This is a genomic window from Agromyces lapidis, assembly GCF_009749405.1.
Classification (GTDB): Bacteria; Actinomycetota; Actinomycetes; order Actinomycetales; family Microbacteriaceae; genus Agromyces; species Agromyces lapidis.
Genome location: NZ_WBIQ01000002.1, coordinates 378,881 through 394,854 on the forward strand (window position 1 = coordinate 378,881; position 15,974 = coordinate 394,854).

At 72.5% G+C, this 15,974-nt stretch carries 16 protein-coding genes; 11 read left to right on the forward strand and 5 right to left on the reverse strand.

The features are described 5' to 3' along the window. Window positions 1-16 precede the first annotated feature (16 nt). The 11 genes from folE to GQQ93_RS05090 all read left to right on the forward strand — a co-directional run bounded on the left by folE (window position 17) and on the right by GQQ93_RS05090 (window position 8,571). Window positions 17-610, forward strand: a complete 594-nt coding sequence (gene folE / locus GQQ93_RS05040) for a GTP cyclohydrolase I (RefSeq protein ID WP_157423141.1) — start codon at window positions 17-19, stop codon at window positions 608-610. Then, the gene (gene folP, locus GQQ93_RS05045) at window positions 603-1,421 is read left to right on the forward strand and encodes a dihydropteroate synthase (RefSeq protein WP_212277257.1); all 819 of its coding nucleotides are present in this window, start codon (window positions 603-605) and stop codon (window positions 1,419-1,421) included. The genes folE and folP overlap by 8 nt, the downstream gene beginning before the upstream one ends. Next, window positions 1,414-1,800 (forward strand): dihydroneopterin aldolase, encoded by a 387-nt coding sequence (gene folB / locus GQQ93_RS05050; RefSeq protein ID WP_157423142.1) that lies wholly within the window; start codon window positions 1,414-1,416, stop codon window positions 1,798-1,800. Before folP ends, folB begins: the two co-directional genes overlap by 8 nt. Continuing rightward, window positions 1,797-2,282, forward strand: a complete 486-nt coding sequence (gene folK / locus GQQ93_RS05055; protein ID WP_157423143.1) for a 2-amino-4-hydroxy-6-hydroxymethyldihydropteridine diphosphokinase — start codon at window positions 1,797-1,799, stop codon at window positions 2,280-2,282. The genes folB and folK overlap by 4 nt, the downstream gene beginning before the upstream one ends. Then, complete coding sequence (locus GQQ93_RS05060; RefSeq protein ID WP_157423144.1) at window positions 2,279-2,752, forward strand: DUF3180 domain-containing protein; 474 nt, start codon at window positions 2,279-2,281, stop codon at window positions 2,750-2,752. Before folK ends, GQQ93_RS05060 begins: the two co-directional genes overlap by 4 nt. Next, window positions 2,745-3,287: a PH domain-containing protein gene (locus GQQ93_RS05065; protein ID WP_157423145.1), complete on the forward strand. Its 543-nt coding sequence runs from the start codon at window positions 2,745-2,747 to the stop codon at window positions 3,285-3,287. Before GQQ93_RS05060 ends, GQQ93_RS05065 begins: the two co-directional genes overlap by 8 nt. Next, the gene (locus GQQ93_RS05070; protein ID WP_157423146.1) at window positions 3,284-5,086 is read left to right on the forward strand and encodes a PH domain-containing protein; all 1,803 of its coding nucleotides are present in this window, start codon (window positions 3,284-3,286) and stop codon (window positions 5,084-5,086) included. Before GQQ93_RS05065 ends, GQQ93_RS05070 begins: the two co-directional genes overlap by 4 nt. Continuing rightward, a complete protein-coding gene (locus tag GQQ93_RS05075; RefSeq protein ID WP_157423147.1) occupies window positions 5,076-5,834 on the forward strand; it encodes a Rossmann-like and DUF2520 domain-containing protein in 759 nt (252 codons plus the stop codon). Before GQQ93_RS05070 ends, GQQ93_RS05075 begins: the two co-directional genes overlap by 11 nt. Then, a complete protein-coding gene (panC, locus tag GQQ93_RS05080; protein WP_246192090.1) occupies window positions 5,831-6,709 on the forward strand; it encodes a pantoate--beta-alanine ligase in 879 nt (292 codons plus the stop codon). The genes GQQ93_RS05075 and panC overlap by 4 nt, the downstream gene beginning before the upstream one ends. Window positions 6,710-6,879: 170 nt before the next feature. Continuing rightward, a complete protein-coding gene (lysS, locus tag GQQ93_RS05085; RefSeq protein ID WP_157423148.1) occupies window positions 6,880-8,397 on the forward strand; it encodes a lysine--tRNA ligase in 1,518 nt (505 codons plus the stop codon). A 24-nt stretch (window positions 8,398-8,421) separates the two neighbouring features. Continuing rightward, window positions 8,422-8,571, forward strand: a complete 150-nt coding sequence (locus tag GQQ93_RS05090) for a hypothetical protein (protein ID WP_157423149.1) — start codon at window positions 8,422-8,424, stop codon at window positions 8,569-8,571. 70 nt (window positions 8,572-8,641) lie between these two features. Here GQQ93_RS05090 and GQQ93_RS05095 read toward each other — a convergent pair whose 3' ends face one another. The 5 genes from GQQ93_RS05095 to GQQ93_RS05115 are packed head-to-tail and all read right to left on the reverse strand — an operon-like array spanning window position 8,642 to window position 15,882. Further along, window positions 8,642-9,760 carry a peptidase C39 family protein gene (locus GQQ93_RS05095; RefSeq protein ID WP_157423150.1) on the reverse strand — a complete coding sequence of 373 codons (1,119 nt, stop codon included), beginning with the start codon at window positions 9,758-9,760 and terminating at the stop codon, window positions 8,642-8,644. Next, window positions 9,757-11,376, reverse strand: coding sequence for an ATP-binding cassette domain-containing protein (locus tag GQQ93_RS05100; protein WP_157423151.1), 1,620 nt, complete (start codon window positions 11,374-11,376; stop codon window positions 9,757-9,759). Before GQQ93_RS05100 ends, GQQ93_RS05095 begins: the two co-directional genes overlap by 4 nt. Further along, window positions 11,373-12,230: an ABC transporter permease gene (locus tag GQQ93_RS05105; protein WP_157423152.1), complete on the reverse strand. Its 858-nt coding sequence runs from the start codon at window positions 12,228-12,230 to the stop codon at window positions 11,373-11,375. The genes GQQ93_RS05100 and GQQ93_RS05105 overlap by 4 nt, the downstream gene beginning before the upstream one ends. After that, window positions 12,227-13,219 carry an ABC transporter permease gene (locus tag GQQ93_RS05110; protein ID WP_246192092.1) on the reverse strand — a complete coding sequence of 331 codons (993 nt, stop codon included), beginning with the start codon at window positions 13,217-13,219 and terminating at the stop codon, window positions 12,227-12,229. Before GQQ93_RS05110 ends, GQQ93_RS05105 begins: the two co-directional genes overlap by 4 nt. Continuing rightward, entirely contained in the window at window positions 13,216-15,882 is a 2,667-nt protein-coding gene (locus GQQ93_RS05115) for an ABC transporter substrate-binding protein (RefSeq protein WP_170296128.1), read from the reverse strand. The genes GQQ93_RS05110 and GQQ93_RS05115 overlap by 4 nt, the downstream gene beginning before the upstream one ends. Window positions 15,883-15,974 lie beyond the last annotated feature (92 nt).

Consider the following 15,974-nt stretch of genomic DNA (forward strand, 5'->3'; position numbering starts at 1 on the left):
CGCCTGAAGGGCTGACATGGCCGGAGTGGATGCCGAACGCATCGAGCGGGCCGTGCTCGAGATCCTCCTCGCGATCGGGGAGGATCCCGCGCGTCCCGGGCTCGAGCGCACCCCGCAGCGGGTCGCCGAGGCGTACGCCGACTTCTTCGGCGGGCTCGACGTCGACCCGCTGAGCCACCTCGCCGACACCGTGCCCCTCGGCTCGACCGAAGCCGGGGTGCCCGCGACGTCCGACGCGGTGATCCTGCGCGACCTCGCGTTCCGCTCGGTCTGCGAGCACCACCTGCTGCCGTTCGTGGGCACGGCCCACGTGGCCTACCTGCCCGGCGACCGGGTCGTCGGCCTCGGCCGCATCCCCGCCGTCGTCGACACGCTGGCCCGCCGGCCGCAGCTGCAGGAGCGCCTCGCCGAGGAGATCGCCGATGCGCTCGTGACCGGCCTCGAGCCGAAGGGCGTGCTCGTGGTGCTCGACGCGCAGCACCGCTGCGTCACGACCCGCGGCTCCCGGCAGGAGCGCAGCTCGACCGTGACCATCGCGAGCCGCGGCGCGCTCGCCGAACCGGCCGGCCGCGCCGAGATCATCGCCCTCATCGGAGTGCGCGATGCCTGAGGCGCCGTCGACGCTCGTCATGGGCGTCGTCAACGTCACCCCCGACTCCTTCAGCGACGGCGGCCGATGGTTCGACGCAGAGGCGGCCATCGCCCACGGGGTCGAACTCGTCGCGCAGGGCGCCGACCTCGTCGATGTCGGCGGGGAGTCGACGCGGCCGGGTGCCGCCCGCGTCGAACCCGAGGAGGAGCTGCGCCGCGTGGTCCCGGTGATCCGCGAGCTCGTCGGCCGGGGCATCCGGGTCAGCGTCGACACGATGCGCGCGGCGACCGCGCGCGCCGCGGTCGAGGCCGGCGCCGAGATCATCAACGACGTCTCCGCCGGACTCGCCGACGCCGAGATGGCGCGGGTCGCGGCCGAGACGGGCGCGCACTACGTCGCGATGCACTGGCGGGGCCACTCCGACCGCATGGACCAGCTCGCCGAGTACGACGACGTGGCGACCGAGGTGCGCGACGAGCTCGCCGCACGGGTCGAGGCGCTGCTGGGCGCCGGCATCGCCGCCGACCGGCTCATCCTCGACCCCGGCCTCGGGTTCTCCAAGCGCGGCGAGCAGAACTGGCAGCTGCTCGGCCGGCTCGACGTGCTCGGCGGGCTCGGGCTGCCGATCCTCGTCGGCGCGTCGCGCAAGCGGTTCCTCGGCGCGCTGCTGCCCGACGGGGCATCCATCGCCGAACGCGACCTGCCGACCGCCGTCGTGAGCGTGCTCTCGGCGCAGGCCGGTGCGTGGGGGGTGCGCGTGCACGACGTCGTCGGCACCCGGCGCGCCCTCGACGTCCTCGGGGCGTGGCAGAGTGGACGACGTGGCTGAGCAGCGGGAACTTCGGCGGGGCGACCGCATCACCCTGACCGGGCTGCGCGTGCGCGCCCACCACGGCGTGTTCGACTTCGAACGCGCCGAGGGGCAGGAGTTCGTGATCGACGTCGTCGTCGCCGTCGACCTCGCCGCCGCAGCCTCGGGCGACGACCTCGCCCGCACCGTGCACTACGGTGAACTCGCCGAACAGGTCGTGGCCGCGGTCGAGCGCGACCCCGTCGACCTCATCGAGACCGTCGCCGAGCGGGTCGCCGCCGTGGCGCTCTCGTTCGACGCGGCCGACGAGGTCGAGGTCACGGTGCACAAGCCGCAGGCGCCCATCACCGTGCCCTTCGCGGATGTCTCGGTCACGATCGTCAGGCGCCGGGCATGAGCCGGGCCGTCATCGCCTTCGGCGCGAACCTCGGCGACCGCGAGCAGACGATCGCCGCCGCCGCACGAGCACTGGCCGACGCCGACGGCGTCGAGCTCCTCGCCGTCTCGCCGCTCTACGAGACGCCGGCGCTGAAGACGACCGGGGTCGATCACGACGCTCCCGGATACCTCAACGGGGTGCTCATCGTCGAGACCGCGCTCGAGCCGCACGCGCTGCTCGACGTGCTGCAGGGCATCGAGACGGCGCAGGGCCGGGTGCGCGCCGAGCGCTGGGGCGATCGCACCCTCGACCTCGACCTCATCGACGTCGACGGGCGCGAGCTCGCCGACGCGCGACTCGAGCTGCCCCACCCTCGGGCATGGCAGCGCGCCTTCGTGCTCGCGCCCTGGCTCGACCTCGAACCCGATGCCGTGCTGCCCGGGCGGGGCCCGGTGGCGGCGCTCCGCGCCGAGGCATCCGACGAGGTGGTCAGGCGATGAAGCGCACGCACTTCTCGACGCTGCTCGCCTTCGTGCTCGGCGGGCTCGTCATCGGCTACCTCGGCGACCTCGCGATCGTGAACACCGGCGCGAAGGCGCTGGTGCCGCCGCTCTCGCTGCCGATCACCCTCGTGGGCGTGGCGGCGATCGTCGTGCTGCTCGCCTGGCCCATCCGGCGTGCGGTGAAGGGCAAGGCCACGAAGCACCTCGATCCCTTCCGCGCGATGCGGGTCGCGGTGCTCGCGAAGGCCTGCAGCCTCAGCGGGGCGCTCGTGCTCGGCGTGGGTCTCGGCATCGGGCTGTTCCTGCTGACCCGCAGCGTCATGCCGCCCGCCGGAACGGTGTGGCTGGCGTTCGCGACCGCCATCGGCGCGGCGCTGCTGCTCGTCGGCGGGCTCGTCGCCGAGTGGTGCTGCACGCTGCCGCCCGACGACCCCGAGAACGAGAAGGAAGAGCACGCACATGCCTGAGCACGACGCGGCCGAGCACGCCGCCCCGACCGAGCACGACGGCATCGCCGCCGGGCCGGCCGAGACGGGCCGCTCCGACGAGTGGCGACGGGTCTCCCCGAAGTACATCGTGGTCGAAGTGGTCGGCTCGCTCATCGGCATGGTGGTCTTCGTCGGTGCCGCGCTCGTGGTGCACTTCCTCTGGCACCAGCAGTGGGCGCTGTGGGCGGCCGTCGCGATCGGCGTGCTCTCGCTCATCGGCATCGCGTTCGAGCCGCGTCGGGTGCGCTCGATCCAGTACCGGCTTCGCGCCGACGATCTCGTCTTCCGCCGCGGGATCATGTTCCAGCGACAGGTGGCCGTGCCCTACGGCCGCATGCAGCTCGTCGACATCACTCGCGGCCCCGTCGCGCGCGCGCTCGGCCTCGCCGACCTCAAGTTCGTCACGGCGGCGGCGGCGACCGCGGTCACCGTGCCCGGGCTGCCGATGGAGGAGGCCGACCGGCTCCGCGACGAGCTCGTCGCCCTGGCCGAGACCCGTCGGGCGGGGCTGTGAGCGCACCGGTCCGTCCGGCACCGGTGCAGTCGCTCGCCGACGGCGAGTGGCATCGACTGCACCCGGCGAGCCCCTTGCTGCGAGGCGGGCTCGTGTTCATCGCGGTGCTCGGCTTCGTGATCGCGAACCTGCGCGAGCGGGTGGTCGACTTCTTCCTCACGGTGTTCGCGCCGTCCACCCGCGACGCCTTCGGCGATCGATACGGTTCCGGCCAGGACGACTGGGCGAACGACCCGATCGGCGGCATCGTGAACCACGGCCTCGTCGGGTGGGCGCTGCTCGGCGTCGTTGCGGTGCTCATCGTGGTCATCGCGGCGTTCTGGCTGTCGTGGCGCATGCACACCTTCCGGGTGACGCCCGAGGCGGTCGAGGTGCGCAGCGGCATCCTCTTCCGCTCGCACCGCAGCGCCCGCCTCGACCGCATCCAGGGCATCAACGTCAACCGACCCCTCTTCGCCCGCCTCTTCGGCACCGCGAAGCTCGAGGTCTCGGTCGCCGGACAGTCGGCGAACGTGCAGTTGGCGTACCTCGGTTCCGCCCTCGCCGACCGGCTGCGCGCCGACGTGCTCCGGCTCGCCTCGGGCGCGCGCGCCGAGCGGGCGGCGGCACGCGGTGAGACGGCGGCGACGAACGGCGTGCCGGTGGCCGCCGGCACTGAAGCGTCGCTCAGCAACGGTGCGCCGCTTCCCGCGGCAGTCGACGCAGCAGACGTCGCGACGGCCCCGTCGGCGAGCGAGACCGCGCCGGCCCGCGTTGCGGCGGCCGCGCGCGCCGGGGCCCTCGTCGGTCAGCGCGTCGACGAGTTCCTCGCCCCAGAGCTCGACCCCGATCTCGCCCCGCCCGAGTCGGTCGTGCACCTGCCGTTCGGCCGGGTGATCGGGTCGACCCTGCTCGGCGGTTCGACGATCTGGGCGATCATCCTGGTCGCGATCATCGTGATCGGCGTCACCACCGGTCAGGCCTGGGTGCTGTTCAGCTTCGTGCCCGCGGCGATCGGTCTGGTGAGCTACATGTGGTCGCGCATCACGAAGTCGCTGCGCTACTCGATCGCGGGCACGCCCGACGGGGTCCGCATCGGCCACGGGCTGCTCTCGACCGGCAACCAGACCATTCCGCCGGGCCGCATCCACGCGGTCGAGGCGACGCAGTGGATCTTCTGGCGGCCCTTCGGCTGGTGGTCGATCCGCATCAACGTCGCCGGCCACTCGGTGAGCGCCTCGAACGAGGCGGCGCAGCGCACCACGGTGCTGCCCGTCGGCACGGCGGCTGACGTGCAGCGGGTGCTCGCACTGCTGATCCCCGATGCCGCAGCCGACCTCGAGCCGCTCGCCGCAGCCGGTCTCACGGGCCGCGGCGGTGCGGGCGGCTTCTCGCTCACGCCGCGCCGCGGCGCCTGGCTGCGCCCGTTCTCGTGGCGCCGCATCGGCTGGGCGGCGACGTCCGGGGTCGCACTCATCCGACGGGGCGCGCTGGTGCGCAGCCTCACCCTCGTGCCGCTCGCGCGGATGCAGTCGGTGGCGATCTCGGTCGGCCCGATCGACCGATGGCTCCGGCTCGCCGGCATCCGGCTGCACACCGTCACCGGCCCCGTGAGCGCGGTGCTGCCGGTCGTCGACCGCGACGAGGCCGAGCGGCTGTTCGAGCGCCTCGCCGAAGAGGCGGTCGACCGTGCCGCGATCGACACCACGCACCACTGGGGCGCCGTCGAACCCGTGCGCCCCGAGGCATCCCCGACGCCCGAGCCCGCTGCCGCCCCGACGGCGGCGCCCGACGAGACGGGCGCCGATCATGCCCGCTGAGCGCGCAGGCCGACTCGGCGTCGGCACGATCGGCGCGGGCCGGGTGGGCGCCGTGCTCGCCGCCGCCCTCGGCGGTGCGGGCCACGCCCTCACCGGGGTCGCCGCCGTCTCGGAGTCGAGCCGCGAACGCGCCTCGGTCATGCTGCCGGGCGTGCCGGTGCTCGCGGTGCCCGAGATCGTCGAGCGCAGCGAGCTCGTGCTGCTGGCCGTGCCCGACGACGAGCTCGAGGCGCTCGTCTCGGGGCTCGCCGATGCCGGGGTCTGGCAGCCGGGGCAGCTCGTGCTGCACACCTCTGCGAAGTTCGGCACGGGCGTGCTCGACCCCGCCCGACGATCGGGCGTGATCCCGCTCGCCGTACACCCGGCGATGACCTTCACCGGCACGAGCCTCGACCTCGCGCGACTTCCCGGCACGTGGTTCGCCGTGAGCGCGCCTGCGCCCGTCCTGCCGATCGGCCAGGCGCTCGTCGTCGAGATGGGCGGCGAGCCGTTCATCGTGGCCGAGGGCGACCGGGCCGCCTACGGCGAGGCCGTCGACACCGTCGTCTCCTTCTCGAGCGCGATCGTCGATCAGGCGAGCGCCCAGCTCGCCGGTCTCGGCGTCCCGCGCCCCGGTGCGGTGCTCGCCTCGCTCGCGCGCAGCGCCGTCGAGAACGCGCTCGCCCGGCACGACACCGGGCCGTTGCCCGAGGGGGCCGGTACGATCGACGAGGCCGGATTCGACCGGCCGCTGGGAGGTGGCTCGTGAGCGGGATCGTGGTCGAGCCGACCGCCGGCACCCGGGTCGTGACGACGATCGCCGAACTCCGGGGGCTCCTCGCGGGGCGGCGGGCGGCCGGGGCGTCCATCGCGCTCGTGCCGACCATGGGGGCGCTGCACGACGGCCACTTCGCCCTCGTGCGCCGCGCGCGCGAGCTCGCCGACGTCGTCGTCGTGTCGATCTTCGTGAACCCGCTGCAGTTCGGGCCCGCCGAAGACCTCGATCGCTACCCGCGCACGCTCGACGCCGACGTCGACGCCCTCGCCACGCTGGGCGTCGAGCTCGTGTTCGCTCCGTCGGCCGCCGAGATGTATCCCGACGGCCCGAGCTCGACGCGCGTCGTCGCGGGCGCCGTCGGCGGGCTCTACGAGGGCGCGTCGCGGCCGGGCCACTTCGACGGCATGCTCACGGTCGTGGCGAAGCTCTTCAACATCGTCGCTCCCGAGTTCGCGGTGTTCGGCCAGAAGGACGCGCAGCAGGTCTTCCTCGTGCGCCGCATGGTGCGCGACCTCGACCTGCCGCTCGCGATCGAGGTGGTGCCGACCGTGCGCGAGCACGACGGGCTCGCGCTCTCGAGCCGAAACCGGTTCCTCGGCGATGCCGAGCGCACGACGGCGCTGGCGCTCTCCGAAGCGCTCGGCGCCGCGGCCGAGTCGGCCGACGAGGGGCCCGCCGAGGCGCTCGCCGAGGCGGCGGCGGCGTTCGGCGACCACGACGGCGCCGAGCTCGACTACTTCGTGATCGTCGACCCCGAGACCCTGCTGCCGGTCGCGGGCGATGCGACAGGTCCCGCGCTCGCGCTCGTCGCGGCGCGCATCGGTGCGACCCGGCTCATCGACAACCGGGTGATCGAGCTCGGGTAGCGGCGCGCCGGTGCTGCGGTGCTGCGGTGCTGCGGTGCTGCGGTGCTGCGGAGCACCACGCCGCCTGCGGTCCGACGCTGTGGTGACCGCCGAAGTTCTGGCGCGGCGGCCGCGCAAGTAGGCTGGTGCACGCACGATTCCGCCCGCCAGGGCGCCGACGAGAGAGAACCATGGCCGACGAGACGCCGAACCTGCCCGCCGAACCCACTGCCGAAGAGATCAGTGAGCAGAAGGCCGTGCGGCTCGCCAAGCGCGCGCGGCTCATCGACGAGGCATCCGACCTCGGGCTCGGCGCCTACCCGGTGCGACTGCCGATCACCGCGACGATCCCCGAGGTGCGCGACCGCTTCGTCGGCCTCGGCGTCGACGAGGCCTCCGGCGAGACCGTCGGGCTCGCCGGCCGCGTCGTGTTCTCGCGCAACACCGGCAAGCTCTGCTTCGCGACCCTGCAGTCGGGCGACGGCAACCGCATCCAGGCGATGGTCTCCCTCGCCGAGGTCGGCGAGGAGTCGCTCGCCGCGTGGAAGGAGCTCGTCGACCTCGGCGACCACGTCTTCGTCGCCGGCGAGGTGATCACGAGCCGTCGTGGCGAGCTCTCGATCATGGTGCGCGAGTGGCGCATCGCCTCGAAGGCGATCCTGCCGCTGCCGAACCTGCACAACGAGCTCAGCGAAGAGAACCGGGTGCGTTCGCGCTACCTCGACCTCATCGCCCGCGACCAGGCGCGCCGCAACGTGATCGACCGCGCGAAGGTCAACGCGAGCCTGCGGGCCACCTTCACCGGCCTCGGCTTCATCGAGGTCGAGACGCCGATGCTGCAGGTCATGCACGGCGGCGCCTCGGCCCGCCCGTTCGTCACGCACTCCAACGCCTTCGACACCGAGCTCTACCTGCGCATCGCACCCGAGCTGTACCTCAAGCGCGCCGTGGTGGGCGGCATCGAGCGCGTCTACGAGATCAACCGCAACTTCCGCAACGAGGGCGCCGACTCGACGCACTCGCCCGAGTTCGCGATGCTCGAGGCCTACGAGGCCTACGGCGACTACAACACGATCGCCGACCTGACGCAGCAGCTCATCCAGGATGCCGCGAAGTCGGTGTCGGGTTCGCACGTCGTCACCTGGGCCGACGGCACCGAGTACGACCTCGGCGGCGAGTGGGACCGCATCTCGATGTACGGCTCGCTCTCGCAGGCGGTCGGCGAGGAGATCACGCCCGAGACCCCGATGTCGCGCCTGAAGGAGCTCGCCGACGAGGCCGGGATCGAGATCGACCACCCGATCCCGGGCAAGTTCGTCGAAGAGCTCTGGGAGCACCACATCAAGGGCGGCCTCGTGCGTCCGACCTTCGTCATGGACTTCCCCGAAGACACCTCGCCCCTCGTGCGCGGCCACCGCGAGATCGCCGGCGTCGTCGAGAAGTGGGACCTCTACATCCGCGGATTCGAGCTCGCCACCGGCTACTCCGAGCTCGTCGACCCCGTGATCCAGCGCGACCGCTTCGTCGAGCAGGCGAAGCTCGCCGCGGGCGGCGACCCCGAGGCGATGCGCCTCGACGAGGAGTTCCTGCGGGCGCTCGAGTTCGGCATGCCGCCGTCGGGCGGCATGGGCATGGGCATCGACCGACTGCTCATGGCGATCACGGGTCTCGGCATCCGTGAGACGATCCTCTTCCCGCTCGTCAAGTAGCGACCAGAGACGGATGTCACGGCGATGAACGACTACCTCCCGAAGGACCAGCTCGAACCCGAGCAGGATCCGAAGCGACCGTCGAACACGCGGCTCGCGATCTGGATCGTGGTCGGGGCGATCGGGCTCTACCTCGTCGGCTCGGGCGTCTGGGGTCTGCTCACCCGGGGGTGACGAACCGCCGTGCGCATCCGTCGTGCACCGGCGCCGGGCAGGGAGCCCGGCGCCGCCGCACGGCCGGCGGTCAGCGGCGCCCGACGAAGACGACGCCGCGGTAGCCGGCTTCGCCCCACGCCACCATGCGGTCGAGGTCGGCATGGGCGACCGGCAGCTCGTGCGAGTCGACCCAGGTCTCGCCCTCGTCCGAGCTGATCCACGGGTCTTCGATCACGATGACGCCCTCACCCGCCGCATGCGCGAGCACCCAGTGCGGGCCCGTCTCGCCGTGCATCGGCGCTTCGTCGACGAGCAGCAGGGCGAGCTCGCCGCCGGCGATGCGCCGCGCGATCTCGTCGATCGAGATCCGGCTGCGGCGCACCGGCAGCCCGGCCGCCTCGGCCTGGCGCAGCGACTCCGCCTGCAGCTCCGCCCGGAAGTCGCGCTCGAACCCGGTGTACGCCTCGATCAGCACGGGCCCGTCGTGGTCGAGGAACACCTCGACGCTGACCTCGCCGGGCAGCGTCTCGCGCATGACCACACCGAGGCCGACGGGTTCGATGGCCGGGTAGTTGCTCGCCCGCCGCCAGAACGCGAGCTCGAGGTCGCGGTCGGCGAGGGACGGCGTGGGGAGGCCGTCGACCGAGGCGTCGGATGACTCGCCCGACGCGACATCCGACGTATCGCCGAAGCCGGCCGCGCCGATCGCCTCGGTCGCGAGCAGTCCGCTCACCGCGCCGCAGGTGTAGAGCGTGGTCTGCGCATAGTAGGGCGCTTCGTCATGGGGCACGTCGCGCAACCAGCGCACGTACCCGCGCGATCCGAGCGTGCCGGGTGCCGAGGGGTGCGGCGCGGCAAGGGGCACGAAGCCCTGTTCGACGGCGAACGCCGGCAGCTCCTGGCCGAACGGCACCTCCCACTTCACGGCGGCGTCACCTGCCGCCACCGCGCGAGCGAGGATCTCGTCGACGAGGGTCGCGGCGGCCACGGAATCCGCCTCCGTGCGCCACCAGACATCGACGATCTTGACCGCGGCGGTCGCACTCCGTCGAGAGGTGAGGGCCGCCGCCGCGGGACCGTCGTCGCGATGGACGACGTCGACCCGCGGCGAGTACGGCGTTCGCGGCGAGCCCCATCGTTCGGCGCGGATCTCGCCGAGCGCCGCTCGCAGCTCATCGTCGAGCAGGGGATCGGTGATGGTCGTCATGCGACGGTGGTCCTTCCTGTGCTGTCGCGGCGCGCTGCCGCGACCAAGAGTTTCGTGTAGTCCTCGGACGGCTCGTCGAGCACCTGTGCGCACGTGCCGTGCTCGACGACGCGCCCCTGCCAGACGACCGTCACCGTGTCGGCGATGCGGCGCACGACGGCGAGGTCGTGCGAGATGAACAGGATCGCGATGTCGAGCTCGTCGCGCAGCCTCCCGAGCAGGTCGAGGATCTGCGCCTGCACCTGCACGTCGAGGGCCGAGACCGACTCATCGCAGATCAGCAGGCGCGGTCGCGGCGCGAGCGCGCGGGCGATCGCCACGCGCTGGCGCTGCCCGCCCGACAGCTGAGCCGGTCGCTTGGCCGCTGCGTCCGCGGGCAGGCCGACGAGCTCGAGCAGGGCGGGCACCTCCTCGGGCCGGCGACCGCCGACCGCGAGCGCCTCCCGCAGGATCGCCCCGATCGTCATCATCGGGTTGAGCGACGAGTACGGATCCTGGAACACGATCTGCATCTGTTCGGGCGTGCGCGAGCGACGGCCCGGCGCGAGCGGCCGACCGTCGAAGACGATCGACCCGCCGTCCTCGCGTTCGAGGCCGGCGATGCAGCGGGCCAGCGTCGACTTGCCCGAACCCGATTCGCCGACGACGCCGACGACCTGTCCGGGGGCGATCGAGAGGTCCACCCCGTCGAGCACCGTGCGCAGGCCGAAGCGCTTCACGACGCCGGTGGCCGAGATGAGCGGTATGCGGCCGGAGACCCCGATGTCCGCACCGTGCCCGAGCGCATCGCCGGGCCGATCGGGCCGATCGGGCCGATCGGGCCGGTCGTGCCGGTCGGCCTCGATGGCGAGCACCGGGTCGGCGGCGATGAGCGCGCGGGTGTACGCGTGCTCCGGCGACGAGAGCACCGTCGCTGTGGCGCCGCGTTCGACGACCTCGCCGTGCCGCATGACGAGCACGTCGTCCGTCCGACCGCGGACGAGGCCGAGATCGTGCGAGATCAGGAGCATGGCCATGCCGCGCTCGATCTGCAGCGCGCGGAGGAGGTCGAGGATTTCGGCCTGGTTGGACGCGTCGAGCGCGGTCGTCGGCTCGTCGGCGATGAGCAGCCGGGGGTCGCTCGCGAGCGCGGCGGCGATCGCGACCCGCTGCCGCATGCCGCCCGACAGCTCGTGCGGATACGCTCGGGCCACCCGCGCCGGCAGGTTGACCTCGGCGAGGCGCTTCGCGACGGCGAGGTCGAGCTCGCGCTTCGGAAGCCGTCGGCCCGCCTGCGCCTCCAGCGTCCACGCGATCTGGGGCCCGCACCGGTGCACCGGCGAGAGGCTCGTGAACGGGTCCTGCAGCAGGAGCGAGACCTCGCGGCCGCGCACGCGGCGCCACGAGGCATCCGTCGCGTCGAGGGGGTGCGCGCGGCCGTCGACGCGCAGCACGCCCCGAGCGACGAAGCCGTTCGGAAGCAGGCCCACGAGGCTCTTGGCCGTGAGCGTCTTGCCCGAGCCCGACTCGCCGATGAGCGCGAGCGAGGCGCCCGGCTCGATGCCGAAGGCGACCGCCGCGACCATCGGCCCGGTGGGGCCGTCGATGCCGTCGATCGCAACGTCGATGCCGGTCATGCGAGACCTCCCGAGCGGGTCAGGCGCTGGCCGAGCCAGTCGCCGACCAGGTTGACGCAGCACGCCACCGCGATGATGAGCACCGCCGGCACGATCACCGCAGCCGGGTTGTCGAACATGATCGCCCGGTTGTCGGTGAGCTGGCGGCCCCAGTCGGCCGTGCCCGGCGGCACGCCGACGCCGAGGAACGACAGCGACGAGAACGCGACGAGCGCGAACGCGACGTTGAGCATCGCATTCGTGATGACGAGCGAGGAGACGTTCGGCAGGATGTGCCGGAACATCACCCGCCAGCGCGAGAGCGAGAGCATCTGCGCGGCCTCGATGTACGGTCGCGCCGCCTGCTCGAGCACGCCGGCGCGCACGATGCGGATGTCGGACGGCGAGAAGAGCAGGATGAGCAGCGCGACCGTGGTCCAGTAGCCGCCGCCGAAGACGCCCGAGACGACGATGGCGGCGAGCAGCACAGGGAGCGCGAGCAGCAGGTCGGTCCACCGGCTGATCGCGAAGTCGAGCGGGCCGCGCTCGTACCCCGCGAGCGTGCCGAGCAGGATCCCGAGGAGCATCGAGCCGACCGCGACGCAGACCGGGCCGACGAGCGCCGACGCGGCCCCGGCGACGGTGAGGGCGAGGATGTCCCGGCCGAGCTCGTCGGTTCCGAGGGGATGCCCGGGGGAGCCCGCGGGCATGAGACTCGAGAGGATGTCCTGCTCGGTCGCGTCGGGGAAGAGCAGCGGTCCGAGGAGCACGGCGAGCAGCGCGACGGCGAGCACCGCGAGGCAGACGACGATGGTCACCGGGATGCGTCGGCGGGAGCGGAAGCCGACGCCGACGGGGCCGAGCGCGGCGGTCATGCGGCACCTCCCTGAGCGCGGACGCGCGGATCGAGCATCAGGTAGGCGAGGTCGGCGAGCAGCGCGATCATGGCGATGACGAGGGCGACGAGCAGCGTGAGCGCCTGCACGACGGCGAGGTCCTTGAACAGCACCGAGTCCTGCAGCAGGGTGCCGAGGCCGGGGAGCGCGTAGGTCGTCTCGGCGAGCACGGTGCCGCCGACGAGGAAGGTGAGCAGCAGGCTCGCGCCGGTGACGATCGGGATGGCGGCGTTGCGGAGCGCGAGCCGGCGGGTGCGCGACTCGGGGATACCGCGGGCGCGGGCCGAGGTGACGTAGTCGGCGTCGAGCTCGCGCAACATCGCCGTGCGGGTGAGCTTCAGCACGATGGCGCCGAGGCCCGCCGCGAGGGTGACGGCCGGGAGAACCAGGTGGTAGAGCGTGTCGAGCGGGCCGCGTCCACCTCCGTATACCGGGAAGATCGGCAGGTAGTAGGCGAAGACGTAGAGCAGCAGCAGCCCGACCGCGAAGGTGGGTGCGCTGAGCCCGATGACCCCGAGGGTCGTGCCGGCGCGGTCGAGCACGCCGCCGGCTCGAACGGCGCTCTGCACGCCGAGCGGAACACCGACGGCGAGTGCGATCGCGAAGGCGAGCCCGCACAGGGCGAGCGTCAGTCCGAGTCGCGCGGCGATCGCGTCGGAGACGGAGGTCTGCAGACGGATGGACTCGCCGAGGTCACCGCTCAGCACGCCGCCGAGCCAGCGCAGGTACTGCACCGGCAGCGGGTCGTCGAGGTGGTACTGCTCTCGGATGGCGGCGACGGCCTCGGGCGAGGCGGGACGTGTGCCGAGGAGCGTCTTGACGAGATCGCCGGGCGCGAGGTGCAGCATCGAGAAGACGATGATCGAGAGCACGAACAGGATCGCCGCCGTGCCCAGCACGCGCACCGCGAGCATCCGGCCGATCGGCCGGAGTCGCGGTGCGCGTGCCGTAGGAGTGGACTCGGTCACGGCGCGGTGCGGTAGATCTGGGTCGGCCACGACGAGATGAAGGCGAACGAGCTGTAGTCGTCGAAGCCGAGATCGTTGCCGAACGCAGTGGCCGACTGGCCCCACCAGAGCGGCACGTTCACGACGTCCTCGGCCTGCAGCGTCTCGGCCTGCACGAGCAGCTCGACGCGCGCTGCCGGGTCGGACTCGGTTCCGGCCTGCGCGAGCAGTTCATCGATCTCGGGGTTCGAGTACGCCGAGGGGTTGCCGGCGCCGAGCAGGTAGCTCGGCACCTCGGCGGGGTCGCCGAGCGTCGAGAAGTACCACATCATCCCGGCGCCATAGCTCGACGAGGCGTCGAGGCTCGCGAGCCACTCCTCGATGGGAACCTCGCGCACGTTCAGCGTGATGCCGATCGACGAGAGGTTCTCGGCGAGCGACTGCGCGGCCGTGCCGAGCTGCGGGCCGGTCGAGGGCGTCAGCAGCTCCGCCTCGAAGCCGTCGGGGTGCTCGGAGGCGGCGAGCGCCTCCTTCGCCGCGCTCAGGTCGAAGTCGTACTGCGGGATGCCGGCGAGCACCTCGCGTGCCTCGTCGGCGTCGTACGCCTTGCCGAGCGACTCGGGCGTCATGATGGCGGTCGCAGCCTCGCCGTGCCCACGCAGCAGCTTCTCGACGACGGCGTCTCGGTCGACGGCGTGCGCGAAGGCCTCGCGGACCTTGGGGTCGTCGAACGGCGCGAGCGAGGTGTTGAAGTAGAGCCCGACGTACGACAGGTCGTTCACGTACTCGACGCGCATGGTCTGCAGCTGCTCCCACTGCGTCGACTGGGCGAGCGGCACGTTGAAGGCGATGTCGACGTCGCCCGCCTGCGCGGCGAGCAGCCGGGTCGACTCGTCGGGGATGAACTCGACGGTGATCGACTTCACCTTGGGCAGCTCGCCCCACCAGGTGTCGACCCGCTCGAACTGCACGTGCGAATCGGGCACGAACTCGGTCACCTGGTACGGCCCGGTGCCGAGCAGCATCGCATCGGCCGTGCCGACCTTGCCGCCGTGCTCCTCCCAGAATGCCTGCGAGGTGATGAAGGCGGCGCCGCCCGAGCTCATGTTGGCGGCGAAGGCGGCGTCGGGCGCGGTGAGCGTGATCGTCACCTCGTTCTCGTCGGTCTTCTCGATCGTGTCGACGCCGGCCAGGTAGTACGCGAGGCCAGGGGAGGCGGTCTCGTCGCGCGCCTGCTCGAGACTGAACACCACGTCATCGGCGGTGACGGGCGTGCCGTCCTGGAACTCGGCGTCGTCGCGGAGTTCGTAGACGTAGGTGACGTCGTCGGTCTGCTCCCACGATTCGGCGAGGCCCGGCTGCACCCGACCCTGGGCATCGACCGAGACGAGGCCCTCCTGGGTGATCGAGGCGATGTAGTAGTTCAGGATGCCGGCCTCCTGGCCGACGTAGAGATTCGACAGCGAGCCCGGCAGGGCGACGCTGATGTGGTCGATCTCCTCACCGGTATCGGTGCCGGTGCTCGACTCTGCAGCCCCGCTCGTGCAGGCGGCCAGCAGCAGCACTCCGGCTGCGGCGGCGCCCGCGCGCGCGATGCGGGAACGGGATGTTGCGGACATGAGGGGGTCCTCCTCTTGCAATCGGGGGAGTGTTGCGAGGGCGATCGGACGCGCGAAGCGCGCGCGGTGACCGTTCGAGCGACGACGGGCGTCGGCGAGTGCCTCCACCTCGTAGCCGCTCGGACGGCGCGCGGCGAGCATGCGCAGGCTCGCCGCGACGGCGGGGATCTCGCTCGCCTCGGCGAGCGTGACGGCGACGGTGCGAAGGCTCAGCGCCGGGCTGAGCCCGAGGACTCGCACTCCGGCCGGCGGAGCCGCCGCGAAGGCGCTCTCGGGCAGGAAGGCGACGCCGACGCCTCCCGCGACGAGCGCGAGCGCCGCGTCGGGGCGGCTGACCGCGAGGTCGGCCGGGCCGCCCGTACGGCCGACGGCCTCGGCGACGACCGCCGAGCGGGTGCCGTCGCCGAAGATCCAGGGCAGGTGGGCGAGCGCGGATGCCTCGACGCGCACCCCGGGCTGGGGCATCTCGTCGAACGGGAGCACGGCGATGAGCTCCTCGCCGTAGAGGAACGTCGATCGGAGGCCCTCGCGACGCAGACGCTGCCCGCGCTCGCCAGGAGCGCCTGCGGCCCCGGTGGTCACGGCGACGTCGACCCGGCCGGAGCGCACGAGCTCGAGTGCCTCGTCGGTCTCCGCCTCGACGAAGCGCACCTCGATGCCGGGGATGTCGGCCGCGATGCGCGCGAGCGCCGGGGCGATCGTGCCGACGACGGCTTCGGCGGGGGCGGCGATGCGAACGGTGCCGACGCGATGTCCGAGGGCCCTGGCGAGCTCGGTCGCGGCGGCCGTCAGGCTCGCGTCGATGCGGGGCGCATGGGCGGCGAGGAGCTGCCCGATCGCGGTGAGGCTGGCGGAGCGTGCGGTGCGGGCGACGAGCGGGGTGCCGAGGCGCGACTCGAGGCGCTGCACGTGCTGGGTGATGGTGGGCTGGCTGAAGCCGAGCGAGCGCGCGGCCGCGCTGATGGACCCGGTCCGGTCGATCGCGACCAGGATCCGGAGCGAGTGGACGTCGAGCACACGGGTGAGGGCATCGATCTCGATGAGTCCTGCGTTCTCCAGCTCCATAGGCACAGGCTATATATCCGAAGGTTTCGATGGTGTAACAATATGTACACGGACGTCATGTGACGTCGAAGCCGGAGGACGACGGGAACCGT

What these genes read in the sequence shown, in the direction of transcription:
- folE (WP_157423141.1), top strand. Translation starts at nt 17, where the DNA reads ATGGCCGGAGTGGATGCCGAACGCATCGAGCGGGCCGTGCTCGAGATC.
- folP (WP_212277257.1), top strand. Translation starts at nt 603, where the DNA reads ATGCCTGAGGCGCCGTCGACGCTCGTCATGGGCGTCGTCAACGTCACC.
- folK (WP_157423143.1), top strand. Translation starts at nt 1,797, where the DNA reads ATGAGCCGGGCCGTCATCGCCTTCGGCGCGAACCTCGGCGACCGCGAG.
- GQQ93_RS05060 (WP_157423144.1), top strand. Translation starts at nt 2,279, where the DNA reads ATGAAGCGCACGCACTTCTCGACGCTGCTCGCCTTCGTGCTCGGCGGG.
- GQQ93_RS05065 (WP_157423145.1), top strand. Translation starts at nt 2,745, where the DNA reads ATGCCTGAGCACGACGCGGCCGAGCACGCCGCCCCGACCGAGCACGAC.
- GQQ93_RS05075 (WP_157423147.1), top strand. Translation starts at nt 5,076, where the DNA reads ATGCCCGCTGAGCGCGCAGGCCGACTCGGCGTCGGCACGATCGGCGCG.
- lysS (WP_157423148.1), top strand. Translation starts at nt 6,880, where the DNA reads ATGGCCGACGAGACGCCGAACCTGCCCGCCGAACCCACTGCCGAAGAG.
- GQQ93_RS05090 (WP_157423149.1), top strand. Translation starts at nt 8,422, where the DNA reads ATGAACGACTACCTCCCGAAGGACCAGCTCGAACCCGAGCAGGATCCG.
- GQQ93_RS05095 (WP_157423150.1), bottom strand. Translation starts at nt 9,760, where the DNA reads ATGACGACCATCACCGATCCCCTGCTCGACGATGAGCTGCGAGCGGCG.
- GQQ93_RS05100 (WP_157423151.1), bottom strand. Translation starts at nt 11,376, where the DNA reads ATGACCGGCATCGACGTTGCGATCGACGGCATCGACGGCCCCACCGGG.
- GQQ93_RS05105 (WP_157423152.1), bottom strand. Translation starts at nt 12,230, where the DNA reads ATGACCGCCGCGCTCGGCCCCGTCGGCGTCGGCTTCCGCTCCCGCCGA.
- GQQ93_RS05115 (WP_170296128.1), bottom strand. Translation starts at nt 15,882, where the DNA reads ATGGAGCTGGAGAACGCAGGACTCATCGAGATCGATGCCCTCACCCGT.